The following is a 683-nucleotide window of genomic DNA, read 5'->3' as shown; positions in this document are numbered from 1 at the left end:
AGCGCTGATGCTCGCGTTCTTCCCGCACGATGCGGTCGCCGTCCCAGCCGTAGCGGGTGGTGGCGGTGGTGCCGTTGGCGTGCTGGACGGTCTTGCTGATCCGGCGGCCCAAGGCGTCGTAGCGATAGGCGGCCTGGGTGGTGTGGCCGTAGGCGCTGGTGCGGGTAAGGCTGATCAGGCGGTTGGCGCCGTCATACCCCATGGTCAGGCGCTCACCGTCCGGCTGCTGCCGCTCGATCAGGTTGCCCGCGCCATCAAACCGGTAGCGGGCGCCGTTGTGTTGCGTGACGCGGTTATCGGCGACCGGCTGCTGGCCGTCCAAAGGGTTGCCCGCAGCATCGACAGCGTAGCGGTGGGCCTGGTCGCCGTGCTGGCTGCCGGTGAGACGGCCGGCGGCATCCAAACTGTAGGCAATCACTCTGGATTGTTCACCCTGCAGGGTACGGAAGCTCATGCGGCCCAGAGCGTCGTACTGGTATTGCTGGCCGCCGCCGTTTTGCGCGCCGCGCAGGGTGAGGTGGTCCAGTTGGCCGAGGTTCGTATAGCCGCGCTCCTGAATCAGCGGTTGGGTCTGGTCGCCATTGCCGAGGCTGACGCGGCGCTGAGTCTCCCGATGCAGAGCGTCGGGCGTGAGGTCGATGGCCAGGTTGAGTTCCGGTGCGCTAAGTCCGTGCAGGTGGCCA

1 pseudogene is annotated in these 683 nt (G+C 67.2%); it reads right to left on the bottom strand.

From position 1 onward, the window contains the following. A pseudogene (locus ACGK9R_RS17190) lies at positions 1-683 on the bottom strand (hypothetical protein); the annotation flags it as partial.

It is taken from the genome of Halomonas sp. HNIBRBA4712 (assembly GCF_043558675.1).
Lineage (GTDB): Bacteria > Pseudomonadota > Gammaproteobacteria > Pseudomonadales > Halomonadaceae > Vreelandella.
This window is presented reverse-complemented; position numbering and strand designations above follow the sequence as displayed.